Source organism: Aeromonas sp. S11(2024), assembly GCF_041402345.1.
In the GTDB taxonomy this organism is placed as follows: Bacteria; Pseudomonadota; Gammaproteobacteria; order Enterobacterales; family Aeromonadaceae; genus Aeromonas; species Aeromonas veronii.
In genome coordinates, this window is the sequence record NZ_JBGLRC010000024.1 from 1 (window position 1) to 24,897 (window position 24,897).

Genomic DNA, 24,897 nt, shown 5'->3' on the forward strand with positions numbered 1-24,897 from the left:
GGAGCGGCCGCATCATGCGTTGAAATACAGAACCCCCGATGCGGTACATAGGGGGTTCTGAGTAGAGAAATGCTAGTTGAAAATGTGTAAACCTATTTCAGGACTAGACATGTCGTCCTCAAGGCTGGGTGGCTGCGGGTAACCACTGGGGGCTCCAGCTCTGCCAGAGTGCCGGGCTTTTTATCAGCTGTTCCTTGAAGGATTTTGGCTGCTGTTTGAGGCGATATTCGATGCGCAGGGCCGCCCCCTTCTCGCCGACTTCCTGTTGCCACGCCAGCGTCAGTGGCCCCTTGCCGCGCAGGGCGCGAGCGCCCTTGCCACTCTGGTGCTGACGCAGACGGCGCAGCGGGTCTGTGCTGATCCCGGTATAGAGCAGGCCGGTGGCGGTGCGCACCATGTAGACAGACCAGCGGGAAGGGGTGGATGGTTGCTGTGCCGGTGTGGTGGTCGCGGGTTCTCTCATTCAAATTCTCTGTGCCAAACTCAGAGGCAGCTCAAGGAGGTGCGATGAGAGTCTGGTTTTGGTTGTGGTTATTGTTGTCGGTCCCAGCCCTGGGGGAGACGCTCCGTCTCTACGATTACCATCAGCATCCCCCCTTCAACACCGGAGTGGATGAAGGGCTGAGCCGCGAGCTGGTCAAGTATCTCAATGAAAAGCTGGGGGGTGAACCCAGAATAGAGCTTTGGCTGGTCAATCGCGCCCGGCTGGCGCTGGAGATGGCGGATCCCGACTTTGATGGTCTGGTGGTCTGGGTCAATCCCGCCTGGGTGGGGGATCCCCATCGCAAACGCTATCTCTGGACTTTCCCGGTGATGCGCGACACCAACGAGCTGGTCTCGAACATCGATAACCCGGTCACCTATCGCGGGCCAGACTCCCTCAAGGGGCTGGTGTTTGGCGGGGTGGAGGGTTACCGCTATCAGGGGATCGATGATGCAGCTGGCCGCGGGGAGCTGGTGCGTCAGGATGCCAAGAAGGTGAAGACCAATCTTGAGCTGCTGGTGCGCGGCCGCATCGATGTGACGTTGGTGAGTGGTTCATCGCTGGGCTTTTTCATCGATTCACAGCACTATCAGGGCAAGCTGTTTATCTCGCCCTTCCCCCAATCCAGCTATACCCGCCATATCCTGCTGCCAAAATCTCGCCCAGAGCTGCATGCCACCCTCAACGACATCGCCGAGCAGATGGACAGGGATCCCCGCTGGCACAAGGTGCTGGAGTCCTATCGCGGTACGCCATGAGGGCGGAGCTTGAGCCGGTGCAGCGGTAACAGGCTCACCAGCAGACCTGCCCAGACAAAGGCGAAACCGACTGCCTTGATGGGGTCCGGCGCCTCACCAAACCAGTAGATGGCGAGCAGGAAGGCGAGGCTGGGCTCGATATATTGCAGCAGCCCCACCGTGCTCATCCGGGTTCTCGCCACCGCGTAGCAGAACAGCCCCACCGGCAGCAGAGTAGCGGGCGCACTGCCCATCAGCAGCAGCTTGTCAGCCAGCTCCCCGTTCACGAATGCCCCTTCCCCGTGCCACGCCAGCGTGCCGATGATGATCAGCGCGACGGGCAGTTGGACCATGGCTTCCAGATAGAGGCTGGAGCCGGTGTCGTAGTGGATCTTCTTCTTGATAAGGCCGTAGCAGGCGAAGTTGGCCCCCATGATGAGGGAGAACCAGGGGAGTTGGCCGTAGCAGAAGAGCATGTAGGCGAGCCCCGCCAGCGCCAGGGCGACCGCCAGATGCTTTTGCGGGGTGAGTCGCTCTTTGAGGAAGATGACGGCGAATACGATATTGAACAGCGGGGTCATAAAGAAGGCGAGGCTGGTGGTCAGCACTTGCCCGGTAGTGAGGCACCAGGTGAACATGCACCAGCTGATGGACATGACGGGGCCCGCCAACAGAATGAGGCCGAGCTGGCGTGGCTCGCTGCGCAGTTGTGCCCAAGGCACCTTGTGGCCAAGCAGCAAAAACAGGGCTCCCAGCAGCACCACAGACCAGAGCACCCGGTGGGAGATCAGCTCCCACATGTTGACCTCGGGCATGAATTGATAATAGAGCGGCAGCATCCCCCACAGGATGAAGGAGAGGGTTGCGGTGCCGGTACCTAGCCAGTTTTTCATTATTGTCCGTTTATTAAATTAAACATCCATGGCGATAGTAGGGGGCGCGCCCTGTTTCCACAAGAGGGAAAACAGGGAAATGCTGGTACTATCAACGTCATGCAGCGAATCGATAAGTTGTTTGAGCAAATCAGGGCCTGCCGTCTGTGCGAGGCTCACCTGCCGCTGGGGCCTCGTCCGGTGATCCGCGGGGCCGAGAGTGCCCGCTTGCTGATCATCGGTCAGGCACCCGGCACCCGGGTGCATGCCAGCGGTATCCCGTGGGATGACCCCTCCGGTGACAGGCTGCGCCAGTGGCTCGGGGTCGATAAGACCACCTTTTACGACGAATCCCGCATCGCCATCATGCCGATGGGCCTCTGCTATCCCGGCAGGGGAAAATCCGGCGATCTGCCGCCCAGACCCGAGTGCGCGCCTAACTGGCACGACAAGGTATTGATGCTGCTACCCAACATCGAACTGACCCTGCTGATCGGCCAGTATGCACAAGCCCATTACCTGCGGGGGGCGGCCAAGGGGTCGCTCACCGACACGGTGCGCAGCTGGGCCGACTATGGCCCCGGCTGGCTGCCGTTGCCGCATCCCTCCCCACGCAACACCCTCTGGCTCAGGAAGAATCCCTGGTTCGAGCAGGAGATCGTTCCCCATCTGCAGCAAAGGGCCGCCCCGCTTCTGGGGAGACCCTGAGTATTAGAGCGCTGGCTCGGCCAGCGGTTTTGGCTTGCTGCGCGCCATGGCGATGAGCGGCAGGACGATGCAGATACAGCCCAGCAGCAGCGGCAGGCCCGGCTGCTCGTCAAACAGCCACACCCCGATGGCCACCGCCATCAGCAGACCGGTGTACTCCGCCGAGGCGATCTTGCTCGCCTCCGCCTTGCGATAGGCCACCACGCACAATCCCGCATAGACCATGATCAGCGCCGAGGAGCCAAAAGCGGGCCACCACATCTGCCACTGCCAGTTGCCCCCTTCCCACAATGCCAGTGCCAGAATGAAGGGCATGCTCAGCACGTTGGTGAAAAACAAGGTCTGGGCGATGGGCTGCTTGAGCGGGATCCGCTTGATCAGCAGATTGTTGAGCGCCATCGACAGCGCCACCCCAAGCGCCGCCAGCGCGGCCCAGTTCACCTCGGTCGGGCGCAGCACGATCAATACCCCGATAAACCCGATAACCGCAGTCAGCACCTTTTGGCGCGAGATCGCTTCCCCCGCCATCCACACCGCCAGCGGCACCATCATCAGGGGGGCGGCATAGAAGAGGGCATTGGCGGTAGCGAGCGGCAAGCGGGTGAGGGCCACCACCATCAGGCAGACGCCGACCGCCCAGATATGGGCCCGCAGCAGGTGCCACTTGAAGGCCACTGGCGGGTTGCGGCGCCATGACCAGAGCAGCCAGGGCATCAGCAGAATGGCGGCCGAGAGCTGGCGGAAAAAGACAAACTGGAAGATGGGCTGATCCGGCTCCAGCACCTTGACCAGCGCATCGGAAAAAACCGCCACCATATTGCCCAGCACCAGATAAAGGATGCCGATCCCTACTGCATTCATACCACCTCCCACTTCAGATGAGCGGAGGGTAGCGTGCCGGTTGATATCCAGTAAAATGATAAAAAATGACCACTCATGAGATATTTAGATAATGAAGCTTCCTCCTCTGCGTGCGGTGCAATATTTCGAGGTAGTGGCCCGGCTGCTCAGCTTCTCCCGCGCCGCCCTTGAACTGAACGTCAGCCAGAGTGCGGTCAGCCACCAGATCCGCCTGCTGGAAGATTTTCTGGGTGAGCGCTTGCTGCTGCGTCAGGGTCGGCTGCTCTCGCTGACAACCCAGGGGGAGAGCTACTTCGAGGGGATTGCCGCCGGGCTCAGCCAGATTGCCCAGAGCAGCGAACAGCTGCGTGGTGGTGGCGAGATGCGAGTCCGGCTCGCGGTCTACAGCTCGTTTGCGGTGAAGTGGCTGATCCCCCGCCTGGCCGGATTGCGCCAGCTCTATCCCGAGCTGGATTTGAGTCTGGAGATGGTGGCGGAAGATCCCGAGCTCTCTGATCGGGTGGCGGACTGCTTTATCACAGTCTCACCCAACGGACGCGGCTACTGCCACGATCTTATCTATCAGGAGCGGCTCTTTCCGGTCTGTAGTCGCCGCCTGTTGCAGCAGAGCAGCGGGGAGTGGCCCGAGGCCATCTGGCAGCTGCCGCTGCTCTCGGTGCAGTCCATTTACAAGGCGCGGGGGGAGGATTGGCTGCGCTGGGCCAAGGCAGGTGGCTTGGTGATCCCTGACGAGGCGCGGATGCACCACTTCAGCCATGTGCTGTTGGCGATGGAGGCGGCAGCCTGGGATCAGGGGGTGGCATTCGTGAATGATTACATGCTGCGGCCCGATGATCCCCAGCTGGTGGCCTTGCCGGTACACCAGCTGGAGACGGGGGATGCCTTCTACTTTACCTGCAAGCGCTCGCGGGCCCATGAGCCCGCCATCAGCCGGTTGCGCCAGTGGCTGATGATGGAGACACGCCAGAGTATGCCGCTGTAATGGCTCGGGTTATCAGGCTTTTTTGAACTGGCTCAGCACAAACAGGCTGGTGGCACAGACCACCACTGACGGGCCCGCCGGAGTATCCTGATACCAGGAGAGGGTCAGCCCGCCGAGTACGGCGAGGCAGCCGATCAGCGCGGCAAAGCCGGCCATCTGCTCCGGCGTCTGACTGAAACGGCGGGCGGTAGCGGCGGGAATGATCAGCAGGGAGGTGATGATCAGCGCCCCGACAAACTTCATCGCCACGGCAATCACCAGACCAATCAGCAGCATCAATACACAGCGCAGCACATCGACCCGGATCCCCTCTACCCGTGCCAGCTCTTCCGAGATGGTCATGGAGAGCAGGGGGTCCCACAGTCGCCACAGGGTGAGCAGCACCAGTGCGCCACCGCCGTAGATCCAGAGCAGATCCATTGGTTGTACCGAGAGCAGGTCGCCGAACAGGTAGGCCATCAGATCCACCCGCACGTTATCCATAAAACTCAAGGTAACCAGACCGAGGGACAGGGCGCTGTGGGCCAGAATGCCGAGCAGGGTATCGGTGGCCACCTGCTGGTTGCGACTCATGATCACCAGCAGCATCGCCATGGCGAGGCAGCAGACCACTACCGCCAGAGTGAGATCGACCTGCAGCAGGATGCCCAGCGCGATACCGAACAGACAGGCATGGGAGAGGGTGTCGCCAAAATAGGCCATCTTGCGCCATACCACGAAGCTGCCGAGGGGGCCAGCCAGCAGGGCGATGCCGAGACCGGCCGCGAGGGCGTATAACAGAAAGCTGTCCACTTGAATGTCCTGTTGCTTGCGCTATTTGCTGTGAGCGTTGTTGCGAGAGGGCAGGCGGATGACGGGGGCCTGCGGTTCATGATGATGGTGTTCGCCGTCGCAGTGGTGATGGTGGGTATATACTGCCAGCACCTCCTGCTCCGGTCGCCCGAACAGACGGGCAAATTCGGGGTGGCGGGCCACGCTTTCCGGCTCGCCATGACAGCAGACGTGGCGATTGAGGCAGATCACCTCGTGGGTGCTGGCCATCACCAGATGCAGGTCGTGGGAGACCATCAGCACGGCGCAATTGAATTCGGCGGCGAGCTGGCCGATCAGGGCGTAGAGCTCGATCTGGCCGGTGATATCAACCCCTTGCACCGGCTCATCCAGCACCAGCAGCTCGGGCTTGACCAGCAGGGCGCGAGCCAGCAGCACACGCTGCATCTCACCACCCGAGAGCTTCTGCATCCGGTTTTCCAGCAATCCCTCTGCGCCCACCCGGGTCAGCGCCTCCTCGATGGAGAGGCGGCTATTTTTGCCCAGTTGCAGGAAGCGGCGTACCGTCAGCGGCAGGGTGGGATCCAGATAGAGGCGCTGGGGCACATAGCCGACTCTCAGGTCGCGGCTGCGGGTGATCTTGCCCGAATCTGGTGTGAGCAGACCCAGCACCAGCTTGCTCAGGGTGCTCTTGCCCGCCCCGTTGGGGCCGACTAGCGTGGTGATTTTGCCTTTATTGAGGGTAAAGGAGACCTTGTCGAGCACAGAGCGTCCATCAAACGAGAGAGAGACCTCTTTCAGCTCTACCAGTTGGCTCATGACAACTCCGGGGTTTACAGCCAGTGAGAGTTATAATATAACAAAAAGCGGCTGTTATATTATCACATACTCACCCCCTGACGAGATTCACCAATGAGAATTATTGCGCTTTTCACTGCCCTGCTGGCGGTGAGTTTGCCTGTTCGTGCCATTGAGGTACTGACCACCATCAAGCCCCTTGGCTTCATCGCTGCGGCGATCACTGACGGCGTGAGTGAGCCCAAGGTATTGTTGCCGACCGGCGCCTCTCCCCACGATTTCTCCCTGCGCCCGTCCGATATTCGCAGCATCAACAGTGCTGGGCTGGTGGTGTGGGTTGGCCCCGAGCTGGAAGGGTTTATGGCCAAGCCGCTGGCCAATCATCCCCATGCTTTGGCCCTGACTCAGGTTGAGGGAATGCCGCTGTTCAACTACGCGACTCAGGATAGTCATGACTCCCATGACCATGATGATCACGATCATGCCGCCCACGAGCACGGTAACCATGATCATGATGAAGGGCATGAGGGACATCATCACGAAGGGGTCGATCCCCATATCTGGCTTGGCCCGACGCAGGCCAAGGTGATTGCCAAGGCGATCGCAAGTGAATTGGGCAAGCTGGATCCGGCCAATCAGGCTCGCTATGACGCCAACCTCGCGGCATTTGATGCCAAGGTAGATGCCAAGGACAAGGTGATTGCTGGCCAGATGAAGGCAGTGAATGAGAAGGGGTACTTTGTCTTCCACGAGGCGTATGGCTACTGGGAGCGCCATTACGGCATGAGTTCAAAAGGTCACTTTACCGTGAGCCCTGAGCGTCGCCCGGGCGCCAAGACGCTAGTGGATATCCGCAAGGCACTGGAAGAGAAGCAGGCGAGCTGCATTTATGCCGAGCCGCAATTCTCACCGGCTGTGATCGAATCGGTGGCACGCAATACCGGCGCCAAGGTACTGTTGCTTGATGAGGTGGGTGAACAGGTGCCACTCGGTCCGGATGGTTATCCCCAATTCATGCAGCAACTGGCAGACGCATTCGCACAGTGTCGCTGATCGCCTGCTGAGCCTCTCATCCGGAGGGACTATACTGACCTCCAGCATCTGACATGGAGTGTCCGGTATGAAATGGTTGTTGATCCCGGCCTGTACTCTGGCGCTATGTTGCGCCTGCGTGCAGGCTTCGCGTCTTTCCGAATATATTGCCAGTCCGGATCTGCGGGCCAAGCTGCAGGAAGTGTATGGTGGCCGGGCCATCCAGCGTGCCGAGGCATTCTCTCGCCTGCTCACCCCCAGAGCGGGTACAACCGACCAGCAGAAGATCGAGCTGGTGAACAACTACTTCAACAATCTCACCTACAGTGAAGACCCCAAGCTGTGGGGAGATGAGGATTACTGGGCCAATCCGCTGGAGTTCATCGGTGCCCGGGGTGGGGATTGCGAGGATTACAGCATTTCCAAGTACTACACCCTGATGGAGCTGGGGGTGGATGAGAAGAAGCTGCGACTGGCCTACGTCAAGGCGGTGCGTTACAACCAGTTCCACATGGTGACGCTCTACTTCCCGACACCCAAGGCTGACCCACTGGTGCTCGACAACATCAACAGCCGGATCCTGCCGGGCAGCAAGCGTACCGATCTCATTCCCGTTTACAGTTTCGATGCCAAAAGCATCTGGATCATGAAGTCACGGCGGGAAGGGACGCTGGCGGGGAGTGCCGATCGGTTGGCGCAGTGGACATCGATGAAGACCCGTTTCTCCAGCGAGCAACTGCGCTCTCCCCGTCGTCAGTTATAGCTTGCCCGCCGCTTTCAGCTCCTCGAAATATTTCGCCGCGCCCGGATGCTGTTCAACACTCAGCACCGGGCCGGTTTTATTGCGTGCCCGGTGAAACATATTGGCGTAGCCATAAGTCTGCTCATTGAACTTGGTCTGCTGTGTCAGCATTGCCTTGGTCAGACGATAGACAGACTCTTCCGGCATGGTGGCATTGGTGACCAGGGTGGCGGCTATGGCAAAGGTGGGCGTCGCCTTCAGATTGCCGGGGTAGATGCGGGCGGGCACCTGACTGCGTTGGTAATATTTGACCCCCTTGAGTAGCTGATCACGGGTGGCCCCATCGATGGGGAGGAAACTGACTGCGCAACGTTTGGCGGTGTCGAGCACAATCCGGTTAGGGTGTCCCATCACCAGTGCAAATGCGTCGATCTGCTTGCTGCAGAGCGCATCCGGCAGGTTGGCCATGCTCTTCAGATCGAGATCCTGCTCTTTCGCTCCCAAGATGTTGAACAGGGTCAGCGCCGTCTGGCGGGTTCCCGAGCTCTTCAACCCCATGTCGATGGGGGCGAGCTTGAGCTGTTCCAGTGAAGTGATATCGCCATCGGCACGGATCACTATGGTGAAGGGCTCGGCATGGGTGGCAAACAGGGCGCGCAGCTCAGGTTGCGGCTGCATGGCAAAAGGGCCCAAGCCCTGGCTTGCCTGATATAGCCAGTCTGACTGCACCATGGCGTAGGATGACTCGCCACTCTTCAGTCGCTTCAGGTTTTCTATTGAACCCGATGAGCTCTGCAGTGTGCACGCAAGTTGCTCGTCGACCTCATGGGCCAGACGGCAAAACTCTTTGGTTATCTGGTGATAAATCCCCTGCTCACCCCCGGTGGTGATAGTGACGGTTTCGGCCATCAGGCCGGGTTGCCACAGCAGGGGCAACAGCATGGCGAGCTTCTTCATGATTGCGCCTCCTTGGCATAACCATCGATACCCCAGGTCCGCAGTTTGTCGATGTCGCGACACTCTCCCGATTCTGCCAGCAGGGTATAACCGGCGGCATGCATGGTTTGGGAGAGCAGATTCCAGTAGAGCGGTGCATCGGTCAGCTGACAGCTGATAAAGATGGGATTGAGCGGGTCAAGTTGATTGAAGGTATCCGCATTGAGGGGAATGGCGCTGAAGGCGAGCTCACACCCCTGTTCCTGTAGCGCGGCCAATGTGGCTTGGCCGTGGGCGGGGAATGTGGCCACATCCCAGCGCCAATCCAGTGTTTTTCCTCGACCCTGGCTTAGCAGAGGGGCAATCTCGGACCATTGCGGGTGATTGAGCAGGGAGAGGGGCAGCAAGATCCCTTCTATATGAGAGTGCTGCCACTGTTGCAGGGCGCTCTGGATGGTTGCGAGCTCGCTGTCGGCACCGAGGGGTTGACTGGGCAAGAAACGCTGATAGAGCGCGATCTCCCCTTGTGTGGAGACAAATTTTTGCAGTTGCCCGCCTTCCGGCAGTGGGCTCACTCCTTGCAGCGGCTGTGGGGGCGTCAGTGGCAGCTGTTTTCCCAGCTGGGTGATTTTGAGTCGTTGTTGCAGCAGATCCCGTTTGCGTTCGGAAACCAATTGGTTGATGGAAAGTGCCACTTCTTTGAGGTCTTGCAACCAGGGAGTGGGCAAGGTGCTGTTGAACTGGTGTTTGCGGATACGGATCAGCTGCAGGTTGATCTGCTCCAGGGGCTGCAGCAGGCGTTTGCACACCAGAGAGATGATCAGGGTAAATACGACGAGGCCCGCCAGCAGCGCCAGACCGGTGCGACTGATGGCATTCCACAGATGCTGATAGGCGTAGCCGCTATGCCCCTCAAGGGTCAGAGTGCCCAGCATGCGCCAGCCATCGGTCAACTCTTGCTCAATCTTGACGGGGGGCATGCCGATAACCGAGGGAAGCCAGCCGGGGACATTTTGCTGGGTAGAGTGGAAGACCTTCTGAAACAGCAATTGGCCATCGGGATCGATCAGGGTGACCGAGCTGACGAAGCCGCCATCGAACATGGCATTGACGATGGTCTCGGCCAGCACATTGTCGTCATTGAGCAGGGTTCCTTGCAGCACCAGCCCGAGAGCGGTGATGGCGGTTTCCAGGTTGGCTGACATCTGGTCGAGGATGGATTGGCGGACCGTCGTGACTTCCAGTGCAAACAGCAGCGCTGCACCGATCAGGAACAGGACGACAATTATTCTGATTAACAGTTTTGCTAACGACATATCCACTCCATGGAAAAGTTATCGCAACATTTCAGGTTTCTATTCAGTATCGAATCCGACCCGGTTCTTAAAAATAGGAAAAAATGGTTAAAAAAGACGATCATTTCTGCCCATCCGGGCGGGTTATGCATAAAATGTGAGGTTCATGCAGATTGTGATGAACTATTTGTAACTATTTGTGTCCAACAAACAGTTTTATACGGTTTTGTCACAACTGACATCGCAACTCACACTCTTTAGATCTAAATACAGGATAGCGGATGAAACGTCTCCGTCCCTTGGTAGTACAGGCTGCCAATTGGGAACCACCGGTTCCCCGCAAACACTTTTACGCCATGCTGATGCTGACGGCCATGACCCTGTCAGCAGTGGCATTATTGCCAGCTCCGGGTGACATCCTCGAGCGGCCGCTGCGTCTTGAGTTGCCCATTGATACCGCAGGTACGGCAACCAACGAAAACAACACCGACTTTAACGAAATCCCCGATCACGAACTGGTTGATCAAAGTGCGCCGGATGACGACATCCCGGTCGACACCACCCCCCAGTGGCAGGATTACCGGGTCCGCAACGGCGAAAACCTGACCGCCATTTTTAACAATCTCGGTCTATCCACCACCACCCTCTACAAGGTGCTGGACGCCGACAACAAGAACTATCTGGCGCGCCTCAAGCCGGGCCAGAATATCGAGCTGCTGATCGATCAGGACAACATCCTGCAGCAACTTAAAATCCGCCTGAACATCAAGCAGACGCTGGTGATGGCGCGCAGCGACGATGCCTATACCGCCTCGATGATCAATGAGAAGGTCGAGTGGCAACCGCAGCGTTACAACGGCGTGATCAACGGCAGCTTCTATGTCAGTGCCCGCAATGCGGGGATTCCGGCCAACCATATCCAGAAAATTGCCAACCTGTTCCAGTGGCGAATGAATTTCGCCAAGGATCTTCAGAAGGGCGACAAGTTCAAAGTGCTGGTACGCCAGGAGACGGTGGAAGGCAAGAGCACTGGTAACAGCCAGCTGCTGGGTGTGGAAGTGACCAGCCAGGGCAAGACGGTGTCGGCCTGGCTCTCCGATGACGGCAACTATTACGACGGTCAGGGCAACAGTCTGGAGCGCGGATTCCGCCGCTACCCGACCCACAGCCGCTATCGGATCAGTTCCAATTTCAACCCGGCGCGCAAACATCCGGTAACCGGTATGGTGCGTCCTCACGAGGGCACTGACTTTGCGGTGCCGGTGGGCACGCCAGTGCTGGCGACTGGCGATGGTATCGTCCAGAAGGCAACCAGCCACCCGCTGGCGGGTACCTATATCGTCATCAAGCATGGCCGTACTCTCTCTACCCGTTATCTGCACCTGAGCAAGCTGCTGGTCAAAACCGGTCAGCGAGTGAAGATGGGCGACAAGATCGGCCTCTCCGGCAACACAGGTCGCTCGACCGGTGCTCACCTGCACTACGAGCTGCGGATCAACAATCGCCCGGTCAATGCCATGACCGCCAAGCTGCCGATGGCTGAACCCCTGAGCGGCAAGGAGCGTCGTCAGTTCCTTGCCAAGGTGAAGAGCTATCGCAAGGAGCTGGCCGCGGGTTGATTCCTGTCGTCACCGCCTGAAATGAAAGGCCCCGCCAGATTGGCGGGGCCTTTTTACATGCGCAGTGAGGGTTAGTAACCCTTGTCGAAGTCGATTTTGCCATCCAGTGGCTGGCCATCGATAAAGCGGATGTAGTTGCGCACAAAGATCTGGGCTACATCATCCGGGAAGCTGTAGGCGCTGTTGTGGGGGGTGACGATGAGGTTGGGTTGGCCCCAGAGTGGACTGTCGGCGGGCAGCGGCTCCTGCTCGAACACATCCAGCACCGCCATCGCCAGCTTGCCGGTACGCAGTGCGGTGAGCAAATCGCCCGAGTGCACGGCGCTGCCGCGGCCGACGTTGAACAGGATGGCGCCCGGTTTGCAGTGTTCGAAGCGGGCGGCATTGAACAGATGACGGGTATCGCGGGTGGCTGGCAGCACGCTGACGATGACATCGGCCTGCGCCAGCATCTTGTTGAGCGCAGGCAGTTGATAAACTTGATCAAACCCAGCCCGCTCCCGACCGCTGCGGCTGATGCCCAGCACCTTCATGCCAAAATGTTTGCCGGTGTGGGCGATATGCTGGCCAATGCTGCCGGTCCCCAGGATCAGCATGGTGCGCCCCTTGAGGCCCTGATAGGGGTGACTCTGCCACAGTCGCTGTTTCTGCTGTTCCCGATAAAGGGGAATTTGGCGCATCAGGCTGAGCAGATGACCAAAGACATACTCGCTCATCAGCGGGCCGAAGATGCCGCGGACATTGGTGAGCTGGTAGTCGCGGCGACTGTCAGGGTCGAGCAGCACATCGACTCCCGCATAGGTGGACTGGAACCAGCTCAGCTTGTTGGCTTTGGGCAGCAGCGGTTTGGCACGGGCCGGTTCGGCCATCAGAATATGGGCTTCGCCGATCAGCTTCTCGGCATCGCTCTGGTTATCGGCTCGCAGAATGCGCAGATGGGGGAGATTGGCGGCCTTGAGCAGCCGTTCGTAGTGAGCATTATCCTGGCTGAGCAAAAGAAGGGTACGTTGGCTCATACTCTTGTTCCTTATCAGAATTTGCGGCGCAACAAGATGCCGCTCTCGACCCATCTTACCTGACTTCATATCGCAACATAGCCGACCAGGGCGCTTTTTCGTTTTCGCCGCGCCCCTCGTGGGCTACAATCTGCCCCACATTTTGCAAAGGATCCGACTCCAGTGTTTGGTGACAAGTTTTATAAGCGACTGGCCGAGCTACAGCCTTGGCAACAGACCGTCTACACCCTGGCGCTGGCAGAGCGCATGTACCCCAACTATGCCCTGTTCTGTCAGGCTTCCGGCTTTGGCAATGCTGGTGCTTTCCGGCATGCGCTGGATCAGATGTGGGTCTACCTCACCGTCAAGGGATCCCGGGTCAATCTGGGTGCCATTCTCGAAGAGTTCGAGTCTCACATTCCGGATCCCCGCAAGTTTGAATCCTACGGTGCCTACCCGGCGCTTGATGCCTGTGTTGCGCTGGGCTGCGCCTATAACTCGGTGATCTGCCGGGTCGGCGAAGAGGCCAACGATGCCAGCCATGCGTCAGTCGGTACCGTGGCCGGGTTTATCGAGCTACTGGAAGAGCGGGATCTGACCGAAGAGGAGCTCTACGAGCACGAGTACATGGAAGCCGAACTGGAGTTCCAGGTTGAACTGCTCAAGCGGGTTGCCCATGAGCGCGACAGCGATCGAATCCTGGCCATCAGAGCATTCGCCTCTCAGGATGGCGTCTCCAATATCGGGATCAGCCTGGAAGAGTAATCCTCTGCGGCCCCTGATTGAAAAAAGCTCCCGTTCGGGAGCTTTTTTTATGCCTGAAATTGTTCAGCAGCTTATGCCTGCTCTTCGGTGAGGGGTCTGACGCTCAGCACCGGGGCGGCATCGATTTCGTCTGCATTCATCATGGCGGAGATGCGTTGCAGGGAAGAGAGCAGCAGGGTCTGCTCCCACGCTTCCAGTGCCTGAAAACGCTGGATGAAGCGCTCTTGCAGCGGGGTCGGGGCCTGGGCCAGCAGGGCGCGGCCTGCGTCAGTCAGTGTCGCGTGAACCTTGCGCTTGTCGGTATTGCTGCGAACGCGCTGCACCAGTTGGCGGCTCTCCAATCGGTCCATGATGGTGGTGGCGGTGGCCTGGCTCATGTTGGTGTGATCGGCCAGCTGACGCATGGAGACCTGTCCCAGCTCGTCGATCCCTTTGAGCAGCAAGAGTTGTGGGGAGGTGAGCCCGGCTTCTTTGATTAAGCGCCTGGAGTGCATGTCGATGGCACGAATAATCTGGCGCAGGGCGACCAGCACTTCATCATGTTTTTCCATGGGGTGTGCGTCATTGGAGGGCTATGGAGAGGGGAAAATTTTCCGCCTAATTCGGCACAAGGTCAATATGGTTTTTGTTGTAATAATTTCTGCTCTAATCAATTTTGTGTTAGGTTGACGGACATTTCACGGAGTTCACCCTGACATTTGAGGAGCTAAATGATGAATGACGAGCTGGATATCAAGTCTCTGGTGGCCGAGTTACGTGTGGTCAGAGTGCGCTATGAACTGCCGGATACCTCGGCTTTTGTGCGCTATCAGCCTGCTTATGATGAAGACCCGAACAACCTCAAGGTACACCACTATGATGGTGAGTTACCCCTCTCTTGCAGTGAGACAGGTACTTTCAATATAAAGGAGTTGGTGAACGAATTGCGCTACGCCTATGTGCTGGTGCACCTCTTTCCTGACGAAAGTGCCATGAACTTCTATCTGACCGGCCTCGATACCGGCCTGGCCCAGCTGGAGTTCATCGGTGGCTCTTACGACTTCAACCGCCTCTGGATCACCAGCGGTATCTCCAATCTGGGCGTCCCCATGGCCATCTTCCTTGGCAAGCGTCACGCCGTGAATGGCCAGCCCTCGGTTTCGCTGGTGGATCACCGCGAACAGACGGCCGGCAAACTGGTCTATCGCGCCATCGGCGGTGCCGGTGATCATGTGGGCGAAGACTTTTTCAACAACGACTAAGGAGGCTGGATGCGAGCAAGCAAAGGGCTATTGAAAGGCCTCAACCCGACTATGGCCATGACGGCCCTCACCGTGATCACCCTGTTTTTGCTGTTTGGCGTATTTGTTCCCGATACCGCGGCCGCCTGGTTTGTCGGTGCCAAGGATCAGATTATTGCCGGGTTCAAGTGGTACTACATTCTGGTGGTCGCCCTGTTCCTGTTCTTCGCTGTCTACCTGATGTTCAGCCGTTTTGGCAGCATCCGGCTGGGTGACGACGACCAGGTACCGGAGTTCGGCTACTTCGCCTGGTTCTCCATGCTCTTTAGCGCAGGCATGGGTATCGGTCTGGTGTTCTGGAGCATCGCCGAGCCGATGAACCATCTGCAGGGCAATCCGTTCATTACCGAAGGGATGACCCCGGAAGCGGCCCAGATCGCCATGCGCCTCACCTTTTTCCATTGGGGCCTGCACCCCTGGGCCATCTATGTGATCGTTGGCCTGTCGCTGGCCTTTTTCAGTTATCGTCGCAAGTTGCCGCTGGCTATTCGCTCCGTGCTTTACCCCATCCTCGGTGAGCGGATTTACGGTTTCTGGGGCCATGCGGCCGATGTGCTGGCCGTGTTCGGCACCGTCTTTGGGGTGGCGACCTCCCTTGGTCTGGGGGTCTCCCAGATGAATACCGGCCTCAACCAGATGTTTGGTATGGAGGTGTCGCAGTCCAACCAGCTCTGGCTGATTGGCGGTATCAGCCTGATCGCCACTCTGTCGGCGGTTTCCGGGGTCGGGCGCGGAGTGAAAATTCTCTCCGAGCTCAATATCTGGCTGAGCGTCTTCGTACTCGCACTCTTTCTGGTGCTGGGGCCGACCACCTATATCCTCAACGCCTATGTGCAGAACATCGGTGATTACCTGCAGAACATCGTCAAACTGAGCTTCTGGACCAACACCGAAGCCAACGGCACTTCGGCCTGGCAGTCGAGCTGGACGGCGTTTTACTGGGGTTGGTGGATTGCCTGGGCGCCGTTTGTCGGCATGTTTATCGCCCGTATCTCCAAGGGGCGTACCATTCGCGAGTTTGTGCTCGGTGTGCTGCTGGTACCTTCACTGCTCGGCATGTTCTGGCTCACCGTGTTTGGCGGTACGGCGATGAATCTGGAGCTGTTTGGTGGTGGCGGCGTGGTGGCGGCGGTCAATCAGGATGTGACGCTGGCGCTCTACAAGACGGTCGAGCTGCTGCACTGGGATACCTTCGGCTGGATCGCCAAGGCCGTGCTGACCCTGCTCATCTGCACCTACTTCATCACCTCCAGTGACTCGGGCACGCTGGTCATCACCACCCTGCTCTCCATTGGTGATCAGGAGCCGCCGGTGCTGCACCGCGCCGTATGGGGTCTTGGGCAGGGGCTGGTTGCCGCCATCCTGTTGGGTTCCGGCGGCCTGGCGGCCTTGCAGGCGGCCAGTATCATAGCGGCGCTGCCCTTCTCGGTGATCATGCTGGCGATGTGCTATTCGCTGATGCTGGGGCTCAAGCAGGAGAGCCAGCGCCAGTTCGAATATCGCCAGAACCTCAAGCGCCACGATGGCTCATCCCATATGAGCCTGATGGAGCGAATTGGTCCGGCATAACCGCATCAGCAGGGGTTAGCGCCCCCTCACATATCAATCTGGATGGAAAACGGCCGCCCTGGCGATGCTCTCCTTGCGGAGCTCATCATCAGGGTGGCCGTCTGTTATGGGGCCGAGGTTACTCCTCGATAAAGGTCCACTCATCCTTGACCCGGCTGATGGCATCAGTCCGCTTTTTGGCGAGCTGCTCCTTGATCTCTTCCCCTTTGAAACCGGCCGCCACTATCTCTTTCACCGGCACCGCCTGGGCGGCAGCCAGCGCTTCTGCCACATAGTCCGGCTCGGCGTAGACCCGCTCCTCGAAACCGGTACGGCCATGGAAGTCGGCGCGACAGGCATCCAGCAGCTGGGCAAAGCGCTCGGGGCGACGCCAGGCATCAGCCTTGTCGAACACTTTGAGCAGGGTGGAGGGCTTGAGCTCAAAAGCGATATGGATGTGGGTGTGCAGATCGCTCACCAGCAGCGCCAGATCCCGGCACTCATTGGGTACCCGGAACCGCTCGCACAGGGCGCGAATAAGCGGCAGCCCCTTCTGGCCATGACCGTGATGGCTTGGCCAGAACTCCTTGGGGGTGACTCCCTTGCCAAGGTCGTGGCAGAGGGCAGCAAAGCGTACCGTCAGCTCGGGGGAGATCCGGCACGCCTGCTCCAGCACCATCAGGGTGTGGATGCCGGTGTCGATCTCCGGGTGCCACTTGGCCGGGGCGGGGACGCCAAACAGCGCATCAATCTCTGGGAACAGCGCTTTCAGGGCGCCGCACTGGCGCAGCACCTCGATAAAGATCTGCGGGGTCGGCCCCAGCAGCACTTTTTCCAGCTCCTTCCAGACCCGCTCCGGCGTGAGGTGGGCCAGCTCGCCAGCGGCCGTCATCTCGCTCATCAGGGCGAGGGTCTCCGGCGCTATGGTAAAGCCCTGAGCGTGGAAGCGGGCGGCGAAGCGGGCGACCCGCAGGATGCGCAGCGGATCTTCGGCAAAGGCAGGGGAAACGTGGCGCAGCAGCCGTTTTTCCAAATCCTCGATGCCACCGTAGGGATCGTGAAGCTCTCCCTGATCATCTTCGGCGATGGCGTTGATGGTGAGGTCCCGGCGCAGCAGATCCTGCTCGAGCGTCACATCGGGGGCGGCGTGGCAGACAAAGCCGGTGTAGCCCTGACCCTGTTTGCGCTCGGTACGGGCGAGGGCATACTCCTGCTGGGTTTTGGGGTGAAGAAACACCGGAAAGTCGCGACCGACCTGGGTAAAACCCAGCGCCAGCATCTGTTCCACGGTGGCACCGACCACCAGATGATCCCTGTCGCCCTGCGGCAATCCCAGCAGGCGATCCCTCACTGCGCCCCCAACCAGATAAGTCTGCAAACCGTCTCTCCCGTCATCAATCGTGGGGCCGAGTATATCGTCTTTGTTACCGCTTTGCTGCCTGACCACCACCTGCCCGCAGCTCCAATCAGCGCGGCTTTGACTTGGGCGTGACGAGGCCTTACGCTGCCGCACCAGACAGCTGACACTGTGCTGCGGGATGACTTTATGCCCGCGCAGGCCAGATGAGCCGAAGGAACCGCAGAGTTCCCCATATATCAACGACATGAGAACAACGTGAATCAATCAACCTTCGCAAGCCGGGTTCTGGAGTGGTACGAGCTTCATGGCCGCAAAACCCTGCCCTGGCAGCAGGAGAAGACCCCTTACCGGGTCTGGGTCTCGGAGATCATGCTGCAGCAGACCCAGGTCGCCACAGTCATCCCCTATTACCAGCGTTTTATGGCGCGCTTCCCCGATGTGGTGGCGCTGGCCGATGCCCCTGTCGACGAGGTGCTGCACCACTGGACCGGGCTTGGCTACTACGCCCGGGCCCGCAACCTGCACAAGGCGGCCCAGCAGATCCGCGATCACCACCATGGTCTCTTTCCCGAGCGCTTTGACGAGGTGATGGCGCTGCCGGGCATTGGCCGCTCAACCGCCGGGGCCGTGCTGTCGCTCTCTCTGGGTCAGCCCCACGCCATCCTTGATGGCAACGTGAAGCGGGTACTCACCCGCTGGCTGGCGCTGCCGGGCTGGCCCGGTCAAAAACAGGTGGAGAACGAGCTGTGGGAGATCGCCATCCGGCTCACCCCCAAGCTGGGCGTGGCGCAATACAATCAGGCAATGATGGATATCGGGGCCACTATCTGCACCCGCAGCAAGCCTGCCTGTGATCGCTGTCCGGTGCGGGCCGATTGCCAGGGGCTGTCGCAAGGCAAGCCTACCGCTTATCCCAACAGCAAGCCCAAGAAGAGCATTCCGGCCCGTGACGGCGTCATGCTGCTGATCCGTCACGGCGATGAGCTGCTGCTGGAGAAGCGGCCGCCGCAGGGGATCTGGGGCGGGCTCTACTGCTTCCCGCAGGTGGCCTCGCTGGCGGAGGTGGATGGTCTGCTGGCGTCCCTCGGCCTGAGCCATCACGGTTATCGTGAACTGGCCGGTTTTCGCCATACCTTCAGCCACTTCCATCTCGATATTCAGCCGTTGCTGATTGACATTGATGAGGCGCAGCCGCTGCGGCTCATGGAAGCAGATAACCGACTCTGGTATAACTTACGCCATCCTGCCGAGGTGGGGCTGGCGGCCGCCACGGCCCGTCTGCTCGCCTATCCAGAGTTACAACCATAGAGGTCAACATGAGCCGTACTGTATTTTGCCAACGCCTGAAAAAAGAGGGCCCGGGTCTGGATTTCCAACTCTATCCCGGTGAGCTCGGCAAGCGGATTTTTGACAACATCAGCAAGGAAGCCTGGGCTGAGTGGCAGAAGAAGCAGGTGATGCTGATCAACGAGAAAAAGCTCAACATGATGAATCTTGAGCATCGCCAACTGCTGGAAAAAGAGATGGTCAGCTACCTGTTTGATGCAGGTGAAGTGCAGATCGAAGGTTACACCCCGCCTGCCCAGTAAGCTCTCCGGCTGTTGTACGTGTGAACAGGTGCGGGAATGGCGCCACACTGGCGTGACCGCTCCTGAAGTCGCAGCAAATGAATGATGGGCAGCTCTGCTGCCCGGTTTGAGGATCCTATGGGCCGATTTTTTTGGCTGCTGTGCACCCTGCTGTTTCTCTCTGCCTGCTCATCCTCCCCCAAGCCCAGCGGGAGTGAGGATGACGATCTGGTCAACGGCAAGGACATCCGCGGTTTTGAACACATGATCAGCGCGCTCTCCCATAACGTGAACGAGATATGGGGGCGGGAGGCGCTGTTTGCGGGCAAGTTTGACTACGTCAAATACACGGATCAGTACAAGAGCCGGGCCCACATCGACTTCTCCAGCGGTCACATCATGGTGGAGACGGTCTCGGGCATCGATCCCCGCGCTCACCTGCGTCGCGCCATCATCGAGACCCTGCTGACGCCGGACGATCCGGCCGAAGTGGATCTTTACTCCGATCGGGAAATTCTGACCGGTGGCGAGCCTTTCCTCTATGGTCAGGTGCTGGACAATCAGCGCCAGCCAATCCGCGCCTCCTGGCGCGCCGAGCGTTATGCCGATTACCTGCTCAATACGGCGATGAAGAAGCGCACTCTGGGTATTCGCACCATCTTCTTCGTTGATATTCCCATGGTGGCCAACCATGAAGATCGACGGGGCTACAAGTATGCGGGGATCATCCGGGAAGCGTCGCGCAAATACGGCGTGCCGGAGAGCCTGATCTATGCGGTGATCAAGACCGAGAGCAGCTTCAACCCCTATGCGGTGAGCCATGCCAACGCTTATGGCCTGATGCAGGTGATTCCGGCCACTGCCGGTCGTGACGTCTATGTCCGGGTCAAGGGCAAGAACGGTCAGCCGACCCGGGAGGAGCTGTTCAACCCGGCCTACAACATCGATGTTGGTACCGCCTATCTGCACCTGTTGCAGACCGTCTATCTGGCGGATATTCAGGATCCGCGCTCCCGTCGCTATGCGGTGATCTCCGCCTATAACGGTGGTGCGGGCGGGGTACTCAATACCTTCTCCAGCGATCGCAAGGCGGCGCCGGGCCGGATCAACCGGCTCTCCCCCGAGGCGGTCTATCAGGTGTTGACCGAACAGCATCCCAAAGAGGAGGCGCGCCGTTACCTCTACAAGGTCAATCAGGCCGAGAAGGGGTTCAAGAGAGCCTTTGCCAGTCGGGCCGGTTAAGCGGTGACGCTGGGTTAACCATGCAAAAGGGCGCTTGATATCAAGCGCCCTTTTAACGTCTGGCCAGTTCGTCGTTGAAGTGGCCTTATTTGGCGATAAAGCCGCCCTTGGTCTGCGGGGCCGCGCCCACTTTCTCCAGGGTTTTCACTTCCACTTCGGTCTTGTTCCAGCTGTGGTCCACTTCACCACGGATGCGGATCTGATCATCCGGGCCCACTTCGGTGCCACGCCACACATCCTGATCCACTTCGACCTCCACCTCACCGCTGGCATCGCGGAACAGATAGTTCTCGCCGCCCAGGTGCTTGACCAGTTTCCCTTCCAGGGTGGCCCAGCTGTCATCGGCCAGATCTTTCAGCTGAGCAACGGAAACCTTGTTCTGCTCCTGCGGGCCTGTGTAGGCCGCCATGGCAAAAGAGGAGACAGACATCAGGGTCAACAGTCCGATTACGCTTGCGCTTGCCTTGTTCATTTCATACTCCTGTCGTTGGTATGAGGGCATTGTGCCGGGGGGGGCGTGAAACAAGCGTGAAAGAAATAGGCTGGTGTGATTGTCTGTTTTGTGAGCGCAAGCGATTTCATCGGTGGCGGAACATGTGTGATTTCATCTGGAACTGTAATCTGTCGCCTTCACCAGGAGTCAGTGGCAGCAGACTCTTCCCATGCCTGTCGCCACTCGAGGAGAAGTCCGCAGGTCTCACCTGCTTAATCGAAGAGCATAACAATATGAAAAAATGGCTTGTTTGTTTATTGGGGTTAATGGCATTGACCGCGCAAGCGGCAGAGGGACGCCAACCTTTTTCCCGGGTTGTGATGTTTGGTGACAGCCTCTCCGACACCGGCAAGATGTACAAGAAGATGCGGGGGTATCTCCCCTCCAGCCCACCTTACTTCAACGGGCGATTCAGCAACGGCCCGGTATGGCTGGAGCAGTTGGGTGACGAGCGTTTTCCCGGTCTGGTCGTGGCCAACGAGGCTGAAGGCGGTGCAACCGCGGTGGCCTATAACCATCTGGGGGCCCTGAATGGCTGGCTCGGTTTCTGGTCCTGGGATCCCAAATATCAGGTGATCAACAACCTCGATTACGAGATCGATCAGTTCCTGAAAAAGGACAAGTTCCGCCCCGATGATCTGGTGGTGATCTGGGTCGGTGCCAACGACTATCTGGCTTATGGCTGGAACACCGAGCGGGATGCGGATCGGGTGATCGATACCATCCGGCTGGCATCCAACCGGTTGGTGCTCAACGGCGCGCAGCAGATCCTGCTGTTCAACATTCCTGATCTGGGGCAGACCCCGTCAGCCCGCAGCATGAAGGTGGTGGAGAAGGTGCGCCATGTGGCCAGTTACCACAACCAGAAGTTGCAGAACCTCACTCGAGAGCTGGCTCCCCTTGGCATCGTGAAGCTGTTCGAAGTGGACAAGCAGTTTGACGAGATGATGCGCGATCCTCAGCAGTTCGGGCTGAGTGACACAGAACACGCCTGCTACGGTGGTGGCTATACATGGAAGCCGTTCTCCGGCAGCGCCGCCGAGGTGGCTGCGACCCCGGCTTTAAGTGTCTCCGAAAGAGTGGCTATTGCCGGTAACCCGATCCTGGCGCAGGCGGTGGTGAGCGGGCAGGCAAAAGGGCGAGCAGCGACTCTTAACTGTGATGAGCATATGTTCTGGGATCAGGTGCATCCGACCAAGACGGTGCACAAGGTACTGAGCCAGCGTGTTGCTGACTTTATCGATCAGCACTACGAGTTTGTTCGTCACTGATATCGCTTCGGGCCAGCATGTTGCTGGCCTTTTTCTCCTATCCGCCCTCATTTGTGCGTCTTTTTGCGTCACATTCAGTTCAAATAACAAACGCTTGTTGCTGTTTTTGTAACGTGGTTGCGTTAGAGTGTTTTTTGTTAATTGATATCAGTGACTTGAAAATAGGCTAACGTTGATATGCTGCGATCGCTTTTGGGTGGTTGCACCTATAAGACGAGGTGATATCAATCAACCTCCTCCTACATAAAGTTGCAGAGGCTCAAACATGAAAAAATCATTGATTACCTTGCTGGTTACCGGCTTGCTGGCGGCCAATGCCCAGGCTGCCGGTCAGGACAACACCTGGTATGGCGGTGCCAAACTGGGTTGGTCCAACTTCTACGGCATTGATGAAAGCAATGCCCTGACCCTTGGCAATGAAACCAACGATGCCTTGGGTGCAGGCGTGTTTGGCGGTTATCAGATCAACAAGAATCTGGGGTTGGAGCTGGGTTACGACTATCTGGGCAATTACAAATACGATGCCACTACGGCGGCAGGCGCTTTCAGTGATGAAGTAAAAGCACAGCTGGCTCAACTGACCCTGAAACTGGGCTTCCCGGTTACCGATAATCTGGATCTGTATGGCCGTGTCGGTGGCGGTTATGGCTGGGCTGATACCAAGAGCGATGTCTACAAAGATGACAGCCGCTTTGTCATGGTCGGTGCATTGGGTGCCGAGTATGCGTTCAATCTCGACTGGGCCGCTCGCCTGGAGTACCAGTACACCACCCCGTATGGCAGTCGTGATGATACCGGTTTGAGAATGGATAACGGCCTGCTCTCACTGGCAGCGGTTTATCGCTTTGGTCAGGTTGCCCCTGTGGCGCCCGCCCCGGCTCCGGAACCAGCTCCTGCACCTGTGATGGTTGAGAAGCAGTTCACCCTGAGCTCCGATGTGCTGTTTGACTTCAACAAGGCGACTCTCAAGCCAGAGGCCAGTCAGGCACTGGATAGCCTCTATAGCCAGATTGAAGAGGCGCGACCCAAAGATGGTGTGGCAACTGTAATTGGTCACACCGACCGTATCGGTTCCGATGCCTACAACCAGAAACTCTCCGAGCAGCGTGCCCAGACCGTTGCCAACTATCTGGTTGGTAAAGGGATTCCGGCCGCCAAGATCAATGTGGAAGGGCGTGGTAAATCCTCACCGGTTACCGGCGACAGCTGCGTCAGCAAGTCCAAGCGTGAGCTGATCGTCTGCCTGGCTCCGGATCGCCGTGTTGATGTGAAAGTCGAAGGTGTCAGCGAGGTGCAGGAGTAATCCTTCACACTGAGCAGGTTTCCAATGGGGCTTGAATGAACAGCCCCTGTCGGAGCAAAAGAGACCAAAAAGCCAGTCAGTTGAGCTGACTGGCTTTTTACATTGGCATTGCGGTCGGGCAGGGGACAAATCAGGAAGGGAGTGGCATCACCCGGTTGCGCCCCAGCTCCTTGGCCTTGTAGAGCAGCTTGTCGGTACGTTCGACCAGACAGTCTGCGCTCTCCTGACCGTTGAACTCACCCACGCCAAACGAGGCAGTGATGTGGTCGATGCGGCGGCCCGATTTGCGATCCAGAATCGACATCCGCTCGATGGCGCGGCGCATGCTCTCCGCCATCTGTCTGGCCAACGCCAGCGAGCGATGGGGGACCAGCATGGCGAACTCCTCCCCACCCAGCCGATAGGCGGTGACCCCCTCCTTGCAGGCATCGCGCAGCCGTTTGCTGAAGGCGCGCAGCACCTGATCGCCGAGCAGGTGACCGTACTCGTCGTTGAAGTTCTTGAATCGATCGATATCGGCGAGGATCAGCGAGAAGGGGTGCTGGCTGCGGATCAACCCCTCCAGCTCCAGATCGAAGGCGCGGCGGTTGAGCAGGTTGGTGAGGGCATCCTCGTTGGCCAGTTTGCGTGTCTCGTTGAGCGCCGCCCGCAGCTCCTTGATCTCTTTCTCCGCATTGCTGAGCTGGTTGCGAAAGTGCATGGTGGACATGCGCACATCCCGCGATTCGCGCACCAGCTCTCGCAGGATCCCCATGGTGTCTTCTAGGCTGAAGCCCTCGTCATCAATGCGGCTGAGCTTGTCAAAACTCTTGTCGAGCATCTCCTGAAACATGCCGGTATCGGAGATGGCGTCCTGCATGGAGTGGCCGAGCTCGTTGGCCATGGCGGCGAGGCTCAGTTTCATCGCCTCCATCTGCTTCTCGTCCTGAGCGGCCAGATACTGGTGATAGAGCCGCTCGCAGGTGGTGAGCGAGCAGGTTCCCTGCATTTTGACTGCCTGATCGATCGCTTGGTTGAGCTCGGGCATGCTGGCCGAGACATAGTTGTACCACAGGTGGTAATTGTCCGGCGTTGTGGGGATCTGGTACTTGATCATCAAAGGGACCGCCTGTTTGAGATAGGCGGCGGATTGGGCAAATGTGTCCTTACTCATGAGTTCTGTGTCTCATCATGCCAGCGAACTGAAGATAGTATGACAGAGAGATTGGCCAAAAGGCAGCCGATGGATGCCATTC

Annotated in this window: 26 protein-coding genes; 14 read left to right on the plus strand and 12 right to left on the minus strand. The window is 58.5% G+C overall.

The window, feature by feature from the left end:
• Positions 1–118: 118 nt before the first annotated feature.
• Positions 119–463 (minus strand): GIY-YIG nuclease family protein, encoded by a 345-nt coding sequence (locus ACB040_RS16430; RefSeq protein WP_005363060.1) that lies wholly within the window; start codon positions 461–463, stop codon positions 119–121.
• A 44-nt stretch (positions 464–507) separates the two neighbouring features.
• Between ACB040_RS16430 and ACB040_RS16435 the strand changes: the two genes are divergently transcribed.
• Positions 508–1,242, plus strand: a complete 735-nt coding sequence (locus ACB040_RS16435; RefSeq protein WP_371155661.1) for a substrate-binding periplasmic protein — start codon at positions 508–510, stop codon at positions 1,240–1,242.
• Here the strand turns inward: ACB040_RS16435 and rarD are convergent.
• Positions 1,224–2,114, minus strand: coding sequence for an EamA family transporter RarD (rarD, locus tag ACB040_RS16440; protein WP_371155659.1), 891 nt, complete (start codon positions 2,112–2,114; stop codon positions 1,224–1,226). The genes ACB040_RS16435 and rarD overlap by 19 nt on opposite strands.
• A gap of 99 nt (positions 2,115–2,213) precedes the next feature.
• Here rarD and ACB040_RS16445 point away from each other — a divergent pair, with 99 nt between their 5' ends.
• Positions 2,214–2,801: a uracil-DNA glycosylase family protein gene (locus tag ACB040_RS16445; RefSeq protein ID WP_371155657.1), complete on the plus strand. Its 588-nt coding sequence runs from the start codon at positions 2,214–2,216 to the stop codon at positions 2,799–2,801.
• Between the two features lie 3 nt (positions 2,802–2,804).
• On the opposite strand, the gene ACB040_RS16450 is transcribed toward ACB040_RS16445, so the two are convergent.
• Positions 2,805–3,662: a DMT family transporter gene (locus ACB040_RS16450; protein WP_201953473.1), complete on the minus strand. Its 858-nt coding sequence runs from the start codon at positions 3,660–3,662 to the stop codon at positions 2,805–2,807.
• A gap of 91 nt (positions 3,663–3,753) precedes the next feature.
• Between ACB040_RS16450 and ACB040_RS16455 the strand changes: the two genes are divergently transcribed.
• Positions 3,754–4,644: a LysR substrate-binding domain-containing protein gene (locus ACB040_RS16455; RefSeq protein ID WP_371155655.1), complete on the plus strand. Its 891-nt coding sequence runs from the start codon at positions 3,754–3,756 to the stop codon at positions 4,642–4,644.
• 12 nt (positions 4,645–4,656) lie between these two features.
• Here ACB040_RS16455 and znuB read toward each other — a convergent pair whose 3' ends face one another.
• The gene (gene znuB / locus ACB040_RS16460; protein WP_033115078.1) at positions 4,657–5,436 is read right to left on the minus strand and encodes a zinc ABC transporter permease subunit ZnuB; all 780 of its coding nucleotides are present in this window, start codon (positions 5,434–5,436) and stop codon (positions 4,657–4,659) included.
• Positions 5,437–5,457: 21 nt separating this feature from the next.
• Complete coding sequence (gene znuC, locus ACB040_RS16465; RefSeq protein WP_005363049.1) at positions 5,458–6,234, minus strand: zinc ABC transporter ATP-binding protein ZnuC; 777 nt, start codon at positions 6,232–6,234, stop codon at positions 5,458–5,460.
• A 93-nt stretch (positions 6,235–6,327) separates the two neighbouring features.
• On the opposite strand from znuC, the gene znuA reads away from it, so the two are divergent.
• Positions 6,328–7,266, plus strand: a complete 939-nt coding sequence (gene znuA, locus ACB040_RS16470; protein WP_323896567.1) for a zinc ABC transporter substrate-binding protein ZnuA — start codon at positions 6,328–6,330, stop codon at positions 7,264–7,266.
• A 67-nt stretch (positions 7,267–7,333) separates the two neighbouring features.
• On the plus strand, positions 7,334–8,008 hold the full coding sequence (locus tag ACB040_RS16475) for a transglutaminase-like cysteine peptidase (RefSeq protein WP_323896564.1): 675 nt from the start codon (positions 7,334–7,336) through the stop codon (positions 8,006–8,008).
• On the opposite strand, the gene ACB040_RS16480 is transcribed toward ACB040_RS16475, so the two are convergent.
• On the minus strand, positions 8,003–8,944 hold the full coding sequence (locus tag ACB040_RS16480) for a TAXI family TRAP transporter solute-binding subunit (RefSeq protein WP_338773672.1): 942 nt from the start codon (positions 8,942–8,944) through the stop codon (positions 8,003–8,005). The two genes, ACB040_RS16475 and ACB040_RS16480, sit on opposite strands and share 6 nt — an antisense overlap.
• The gene (locus ACB040_RS16485; protein WP_338773673.1) at positions 8,941–10,239 is read right to left on the minus strand and encodes a LapD/MoxY N-terminal periplasmic domain-containing protein; all 1,299 of its coding nucleotides are present in this window, start codon (positions 10,237–10,239) and stop codon (positions 8,941–8,943) included. The genes ACB040_RS16480 and ACB040_RS16485 overlap by 4 nt, the downstream gene beginning before the upstream one ends.
• A 260-nt stretch (positions 10,240–10,499) precedes the next feature.
• Between ACB040_RS16485 and mepM the strand changes: the two genes are divergently transcribed.
• Positions 10,500–11,837, plus strand: a complete 1,338-nt coding sequence (gene mepM / locus ACB040_RS16490; RefSeq protein ID WP_005354854.1) for a murein DD-endopeptidase MepM — start codon at positions 10,500–10,502, stop codon at positions 11,835–11,837.
• A gap of 71 nt (positions 11,838–11,908) precedes the next feature.
• Here mepM and ACB040_RS16495 read toward each other — a convergent pair whose 3' ends face one another.
• Positions 11,909–12,853 carry a D-2-hydroxyacid dehydrogenase gene (locus ACB040_RS16495; RefSeq protein WP_005363043.1) on the minus strand — a complete coding sequence of 315 codons (945 nt, stop codon included), beginning with the start codon at positions 12,851–12,853 and terminating at the stop codon, positions 11,909–11,911.
• Positions 12,854–13,015: 162 nt separating this feature from the next.
• Here ACB040_RS16495 and ACB040_RS16500 point away from each other — a divergent pair, with 162 nt between their 5' ends.
• On the plus strand, positions 13,016–13,597 hold the full coding sequence (locus tag ACB040_RS16500) for a YjaG family protein (RefSeq protein ID WP_021231718.1): 582 nt from the start codon (positions 13,016–13,018) through the stop codon (positions 13,595–13,597).
• Between the two features lie 71 nt (positions 13,598–13,668).
• Here ACB040_RS16500 and ACB040_RS16505 read toward each other — a convergent pair whose 3' ends face one another.
• A complete protein-coding gene (locus ACB040_RS16505) occupies positions 13,669–14,148 on the minus strand; it encodes a MarR family winged helix-turn-helix transcriptional regulator (RefSeq protein ID WP_368176775.1) in 480 nt (159 codons plus the stop codon).
• A gap of 162 nt (positions 14,149–14,310) precedes the next feature.
• Here ACB040_RS16505 and ACB040_RS16510 point away from each other — a divergent pair, with 162 nt between their 5' ends.
• Positions 14,311–14,838, plus strand: a complete 528-nt coding sequence (locus ACB040_RS16510) for a hypothetical protein (RefSeq protein WP_368176776.1) — start codon at positions 14,311–14,313, stop codon at positions 14,836–14,838.
• A gap of 9 nt (positions 14,839–14,847) precedes the next feature.
• Positions 14,848–16,446, plus strand: a complete 1,599-nt coding sequence (locus tag ACB040_RS16515; RefSeq protein WP_371155649.1) for a BCCT family transporter — start codon at positions 14,848–14,850, stop codon at positions 16,444–16,446.
• 118 nt (positions 16,447–16,564) lie between these two features.
• Here ACB040_RS16515 and ACB040_RS16520 read toward each other — a convergent pair whose 3' ends face one another.
• On the minus strand, positions 16,565–17,803 hold the full coding sequence (locus ACB040_RS16520; RefSeq protein WP_005335833.1) for a multifunctional CCA addition/repair protein: 1,239 nt from the start codon (positions 17,801–17,803) through the stop codon (positions 16,565–16,567).
• Positions 17,804–18,040: 237 nt separating this feature from the next.
• Between ACB040_RS16520 and mutY the strand changes: the two genes are divergently transcribed.
• The 3 genes from mutY (at position 18,041) to mltC (ending at position 20,595) form a co-directional block, all read left to right on the plus strand.
• Positions 18,041–19,093: an A/G-specific adenine glycosylase gene (gene mutY, locus ACB040_RS16525; protein ID WP_100652745.1), complete on the plus strand. Its 1,053-nt coding sequence runs from the start codon at positions 18,041–18,043 to the stop codon at positions 19,091–19,093.
• A gap of 8 nt (positions 19,094–19,101) precedes the next feature.
• Positions 19,102–19,374, plus strand: a complete 273-nt coding sequence (locus ACB040_RS16530) for an oxidative damage protection protein (protein WP_005335828.1) — start codon at positions 19,102–19,104, stop codon at positions 19,372–19,374.
• A gap of 117 nt (positions 19,375–19,491) precedes the next feature.
• Positions 19,492–20,595: a membrane-bound lytic murein transglycosylase MltC gene (gene mltC, locus ACB040_RS16535; RefSeq protein WP_368176778.1), complete on the plus strand. Its 1,104-nt coding sequence runs from the start codon at positions 19,492–19,494 to the stop codon at positions 20,593–20,595.
• Positions 20,596–20,680: 85 nt separating this feature from the next.
• Here the strand turns inward: mltC and ACB040_RS16540 are convergent, their stop codons facing one another.
• Positions 20,681–21,067 carry a YgiW/YdeI family stress tolerance OB fold protein gene (locus ACB040_RS16540; protein WP_005335826.1) on the minus strand — a complete coding sequence of 129 codons (387 nt, stop codon included), beginning with the start codon at positions 21,065–21,067 and terminating at the stop codon, positions 20,681–20,683.
• Positions 21,068–21,321: 254 nt separating this feature from the next.
• Here ACB040_RS16540 and ACB040_RS16545 point away from each other — a divergent pair, with 254 nt between their 5' ends.
• On the plus strand, positions 21,322–22,359 hold the full coding sequence (locus tag ACB040_RS16545; protein ID WP_069526899.1) for an SGNH/GDSL hydrolase family protein: 1,038 nt from the start codon (positions 21,322–21,324) through the stop codon (positions 22,357–22,359).
• Between the two features lie 265 nt (positions 22,360–22,624).
• Entirely contained in the window at positions 22,625–23,662 is a 1,038-nt protein-coding gene (gene ompA / locus ACB040_RS16550) for a porin OmpA (protein ID WP_005335824.1), read from the plus strand.
• A gap of 130 nt (positions 23,663–23,792) precedes the next feature.
• On the opposite strand, the gene ACB040_RS16555 is transcribed toward ompA, so the two are convergent.
• Entirely contained in the window at positions 23,793–24,815 is a 1,023-nt protein-coding gene (locus ACB040_RS16555) for a GGDEF domain-containing protein (protein ID WP_019445736.1), read from the minus strand.
• Positions 24,816–24,897 lie beyond the last annotated feature (82 nt).

Excerpts from the sequence above, each read along its gene's own strand:
- ACB040_RS16430 (WP_005363060.1), bottom strand. The coding sequence starts at position 463 with ATGAGAGAACCCGCGACCACCACACCGGCACAGCAACCATCCACCCCT.
- ACB040_RS16435 (WP_371155661.1), top strand. The coding sequence starts at position 508 with ATGAGAGTCTGGTTTTGGTTGTGGTTATTGTTGTCGGTCCCAGCCCTG.
- rarD (WP_371155659.1), bottom strand. The coding sequence starts at position 2,114 with ATGAAAAACTGGCTAGGTACCGGCACCGCAACCCTCTCCTTCATCCTG.
- ACB040_RS16445 (WP_371155657.1), top strand. The coding sequence starts at position 2,214 with ATGCAGCGAATCGATAAGTTGTTTGAGCAAATCAGGGCCTGCCGTCTG.
- ACB040_RS16450 (WP_201953473.1), bottom strand. The coding sequence starts at position 3,662 with ATGAATGCAGTAGGGATCGGCATCCTTTATCTGGTGCTGGGCAATATG.
- ACB040_RS16455 (WP_371155655.1), top strand. The coding sequence starts at position 3,754 with ATGAAGCTTCCTCCTCTGCGTGCGGTGCAATATTTCGAGGTAGTGGCC.
- znuC (WP_005363049.1), bottom strand. The coding sequence starts at position 6,234 with ATGAGCCAACTGGTAGAGCTGAAAGAGGTCTCTCTCTCGTTTGATGGA.
- znuA (WP_323896567.1), top strand. The coding sequence starts at position 6,328 with ATGAGAATTATTGCGCTTTTCACTGCCCTGCTGGCGGTGAGTTTGCCT.
- ACB040_RS16475 (WP_323896564.1), top strand. The coding sequence starts at position 7,334 with ATGAAATGGTTGTTGATCCCGGCCTGTACTCTGGCGCTATGTTGCGCC.
- ACB040_RS16480 (WP_338773672.1), bottom strand. The coding sequence starts at position 8,944 with ATGAAGAAGCTCGCCATGCTGTTGCCCCTGCTGTGGCAACCCGGCCTG.
- ACB040_RS16485 (WP_338773673.1), bottom strand. The coding sequence starts at position 10,239 with ATGTCGTTAGCAAAACTGTTAATCAGAATAATTGTCGTCCTGTTCCTG.
- mepM (WP_005354854.1), top strand. The coding sequence starts at position 10,500 with ATGAAACGTCTCCGTCCCTTGGTAGTACAGGCTGCCAATTGGGAACCA.
- ACB040_RS16495 (WP_005363043.1), bottom strand. The coding sequence starts at position 12,853 with ATGAGCCAACGTACCCTTCTTTTGCTCAGCCAGGATAATGCTCACTAC.
- ACB040_RS16505 (WP_368176775.1), bottom strand. The coding sequence starts at position 14,148 with ATGGAAAAACATGATGAAGTGCTGGTCGCCCTGCGCCAGATTATTCGT.
- ACB040_RS16510 (WP_368176776.1), top strand. The coding sequence starts at position 14,311 with ATGAATGACGAGCTGGATATCAAGTCTCTGGTGGCCGAGTTACGTGTG.
- ACB040_RS16515 (WP_371155649.1), top strand. The coding sequence starts at position 14,848 with ATGCGAGCAAGCAAAGGGCTATTGAAAGGCCTCAACCCGACTATGGCC.
- ACB040_RS16530 (WP_005335828.1), top strand. The coding sequence starts at position 19,102 with ATGAGCCGTACTGTATTTTGCCAACGCCTGAAAAAAGAGGGCCCGGGT.
- mltC (WP_368176778.1), top strand. The coding sequence starts at position 19,492 with ATGGGCCGATTTTTTTGGCTGCTGTGCACCCTGCTGTTTCTCTCTGCC.
- ACB040_RS16540 (WP_005335826.1), bottom strand. The coding sequence starts at position 21,067 with ATGAACAAGGCAAGCGCAAGCGTAATCGGACTGTTGACCCTGATGTCT.
- ACB040_RS16545 (WP_069526899.1), top strand. The coding sequence starts at position 21,322 with ATGAAAAAATGGCTTGTTTGTTTATTGGGGTTAATGGCATTGACCGCG.
- ompA (WP_005335824.1), top strand. The coding sequence starts at position 22,625 with ATGAAAAAATCATTGATTACCTTGCTGGTTACCGGCTTGCTGGCGGCC.
- ACB040_RS16555 (WP_019445736.1), bottom strand. The coding sequence starts at position 24,815 with ATGAGTAAGGACACATTTGCCCAATCCGCCGCCTATCTCAAACAGGCG.